General features: G+C 67.6%; 1 protein-coding gene and 3 pseudogenes. 1 reads left to right on the forward strand and 3 read right to left on the reverse strand.

The features are described from left to right. Positions 1-135 precede the first annotated feature (135 nt). A pseudogene (locus WAW17_RS25325) lies at positions 136-552 on the forward strand (DUF2254 family protein); the annotation flags it as partial. A gap of 201 nt (positions 553-753) precedes the next feature. On the opposite strand, the gene WAW17_RS25330 reads toward WAW17_RS25325, so the two are convergent. The 3 genes and pseudogenes from WAW17_RS25330 to WAW17_RS25340 all read right to left on the reverse strand — a co-directional run. Further along, positions 754-1,434 (reverse strand): response regulator, encoded by a 681-nt coding sequence (locus WAW17_RS25330; RefSeq protein WP_422335634.1) that lies wholly within the window; start codon positions 1,432-1,434, stop codon positions 754-756. Beyond that, positions 1,431-3,335 (reverse strand): annotated as a pseudogene (locus tag WAW17_RS25335) (ATP-binding protein); the annotation flags it as partial. The pseudogene WAW17_RS25335 and the gene WAW17_RS25330, both read right to left, overlap by 4 nt. A 190-nt stretch (positions 3,336-3,525) precedes the next feature. After that, positions 3,526-3,789 (reverse strand): annotated as a pseudogene (locus WAW17_RS25340) (IS4 family transposase); the annotation flags it as partial.

A 3,789-nucleotide genomic window follows, 5' to 3' on the forward strand; every position in this document is an offset into this window, starting at 1 on the left:
CCGGACAACCAAACTCACAACAACGCCATCAGCCGATCGGTGCATCCAGGCTTAGTTCGACGCCTTCTCCGACGTTCCGCCAACGGGACCCTGACCGCGGCGGGCGTCCTGTACGCCCCTGAGGGGAGGTCCCTGATGAAGGCCCCGGAACCTATCCGTCGTCGGCGAGCCCTGATCGCCAACGCCCTACGCACCCGCCTGTGGCCGGTCCCGACACTGGGGGTGATCGCCGCGATCGCCGCGGGCGTCGGAACGACGCACCTCGACGCCGCCATCGACGACTCGCTCCCGCCGCCGTTGTCCACCGTGTTGTTCGGCGGTGGACCGGATGCGGCGCGGGAAGTCCTCGGTGCCGTCGCGGGGTCATTGATCACCGTGACCTCCTTGACGTTCTCGCTGACGCTGGTGACACTGCAACTGGCCAGTAGCCAGTTCTCGCCGCGCCTGCTGCGAACCTTTGCGCGGGACCGATTCGTGCAACGCACGTTGGCACTGTTTCTCGCGACGTTCGCCTACGCCCTCACCGTCCTGCGGACCGTCCGCACCGGCACTGTCAGTTTCAGAAGGCGGCTGCACGGATTCGAGGACATTCACAAAGGTGTGCTGTCCTCTCCTGAGGTTCCTTGTGCAGAAGCCGCTTGCACTGACATCGGCAACTTGTCTGCACGTGGCATGGCCCGGGGTGCCTTCCCGGTCCGGATGCCGCCAATTGCGCGTGCAGGGGATCTTCGGCCCGGCTGATACGCCGACAAGTCATGCCTGGAACCGGTATCCCATGCCGGCCTCGGTGATCAGATGCCGGGGATTCGATGGATCGTCCTCGAGTTTGCGGCGCAGTTGCGCCAAATATACTCGCAGATAGTGGGTTTCGGTGGCGTAGGCCGGTCCCCACACCTCCCGCAGCAGCTCTTTCTGGCCGACGAGTTTGCCTTTGTTTCGCACCAGCATTTCCAGCATTCCCCATTCGGTGGGGGTGAGGTGCACCTCCGTCTCACCTCGGCGGACGGTCTTGGCGGTGAGGTCGACGGTGAACGAATCCGTCACCACCATGGGCTCGCTCGTGTCGGTTGCGGTGACCGCGCGTCGTGCGGCAGCACGCACACGCGCGAGGAGCTCGTCCATTCCGAACGGCTTGGTGACGTAGTCGTCGGCGCCTGCGTCGAGGGCGTCGACCTTGTCGGCCGAGTCGGTGCGCGCGGAGAGCACGATCACGGGTGCGGCGCACCACCCGCGGAGGCCGGCCAGCACCTCGGTGCCGTCCATGTCGGGGAGTCCGAGGTCGAGCAGGATCACGTCCGGGTGTCGTTCGGCGGCGGCCCGCAACGCGGCCGCGCCCGAATCGGCGGTCACCACATCGTACCCGCGCACATTCAGATTGATGCGTAGGGCACGAAGGATCTGTGGTTCGTCGTCGACGACGAGTACGCGGGTCATGCCGGGCCTGTTTCCGCACCGGCCAGCTCGACGACCATGGTGAGTCCGCCGCCCGGGGTGTCGGTGGCGGAAATGCTGCCGCCCATCGCTTCGACGAAGCCTCGCACGACCGACAGGCCGAGCCCTACTCCGGTTGTCGTGTCCCGGTCGCCGGATCGTTGGAACGGCGCGAACAGCCGCTCGGCTTGTCCTTGCGGTATTCCCGGTCCGGTGTCGGCCACGGTGATCAGGGTGCGCGCGCTCACGGCCCCGGCGCCCACACGGACCGGTGAGTCTCCGCCGTAGCGGAGGGCGTTGTCCACGAGGTTCGCGATCACCCGCTCGAGTAGGCCGGCATCGGCCATGGCGGCGACCGTACCGACGTCGACCTGTACGCGTTCGCGGACTCGGGTTCCGGTCCGCCCGCCGATCCCCAGTCCCATCAGCGCCGCGTGGACGACCTCGTCGAGGTACACCGGCCGCAGCGTGGGCGTCACCACCCCGGCCGCGAGCCGAGAGGAATCAAGCAGGTTGTCGACCAGCGCGGTCAGCGCGTCGGCCGATTCCTCGATCGTCGCCAGCAGCTCGGCGGTGTCTTCCGGGGGGAAGTCGACATCGTCGCTGCGCAGGCTCGAGGCCGCCGCCTTGACGGCGGCCAGTGGTGTGCGCAGGTCGTGACTGACCGCGGACAGCAGGGATCGCCTCAGCCGGTCGGACTCCGCGACCGTCCGCGCCTCACCGGCTTCCTGGGCGAGCTTGCTCTGCCGAATCAATCCCACCGCCTGGTTCGCCACCGCGAGAAGAACCCGCCGGTCCCGCGCGCGCACCTGGGAGCCGCGCAGGGCAAGCGTGTACTCGCCCTCATTCACTTCGCACACAGTGTCCGCGGCGTCGTTGGTCGTCGCTGGATTCGGCCCCGCCGAGCTGATCAGCCCATTTTCCTCCGAGAGCATGCTCACCGAATCCTGACCGTAGGTCACGCGGACTTTCTCGAGCAGTGCTGCGAGGTCCGCGCCTCGGAGCACCGACCCGGCGAACAGCGCAAGCAGTTCGGCTTCCTGCGATGCCCTGCGCGCCTCCCTCGTGCGCTGGGCGGCCGAATCCACCAGTACGGCGACGGCGACGGCCACCACCAGCAGCACCACCGTGATGATGAAGTTGTCCGGTTCGGCGATCGTGAAACTATGCACCGGCGCGGTGAAGAAGTAGTTCAGGAGCAGACCCGAGACGAGCGCGGACAGGGCCGCCGGGGCGACACCGCCGAACAACGACACGACGAGGACGACGATGAAGAACAGTGCGCCTTCGCCGCCGACACCGAACCAGCGGTCCACCAGACTCATCACCACGGCGGCGGCACCGGGGACGAGCACGGCCGCCAGCCACGCCGTCACCGTCCGCGACCGCGACCCCACCGGCGGGACCCGCCGCGGGCGGCCGGCCTCCTCGTGCGTCACCAGGTGCACGTCGATCGACCCGGACTGCTGCACGACGCTCGCACCGATCCCCTCGTCGACGATCCGCGCCCACCGCGATCGCCGCGACGTCCCGAGCACCAACTGGGTGGCGTTGGCGGCCCGGGCGAAGTCGAGCAGCGTCGCCGGTACGTCGTCACCGACCACACTGTGCAGACTCGCCCCGATACTCGCGGCGAGGGCCCGGACCTTGCCCATTTCCGGCGCGGAAACCCCGGCCCGGCCGTCACCGCGCACCACGTGCACGACGATCAGCTCGGCACTCGAACGCGACGCGATGCGGCTCGCCCGCCGTACCAACGTTTCCGATTCGGGTCCACCCGTCACCGCAACCACCACCCGCTCCCGGGCCTCCCACGTGTCGGTGATCTGGTTCGCCGCCCGGTATTTCGCGAGGGCGGCATCCACCTGGTCGGCCACCCACAGCAGGGCTAGTTCCAATGCGGTTCAGTTAGTCGGAAGCACTGTGCATACCGCCGTGTGCGTGGGCTGCGGATGATGTTGGTGGTGTGAGCGTTTGGCTGCCCACTTGAGGACTTTGCGTTTGACCACACGCGGGTTGGATCGCGGTCGGCGAACCGGGTTGAGACGATGCAGGAGCCTGTCGATGGCGCACCGCCACAACACCGCGACAGCGTTACGGTCGTGAGGGGGGAAAAGCGCTGTGCGACAGCGCTCTGCGGGTGATGCGCAACGCGGCAACGAAGGACAATCGGTCCGGATCGTGCCCGCCGGCGAGCGCGGCATCGACCATCAGGGTGCGGATCGCGTAGTGACAACACAGGTGTCCCCAGATCTCCTGCAGGACCAGATCCGGCGATTGCGACCGCAACACCGCCCGCGCCCCACGCTGATGGGTTTTGAGCACGTCGAAGGTGTTCTCGATCTCCCACCGCTGCGC

Source organism: Rhodococcus sp. (in: high G+C Gram-positive bacteria) (assembly GCF_049286785.1).
Classification (GTDB): domain Bacteria; phylum Actinomycetota; class Actinomycetes; order Mycobacteriales; family Mycobacteriaceae; genus Rhodococcus_F.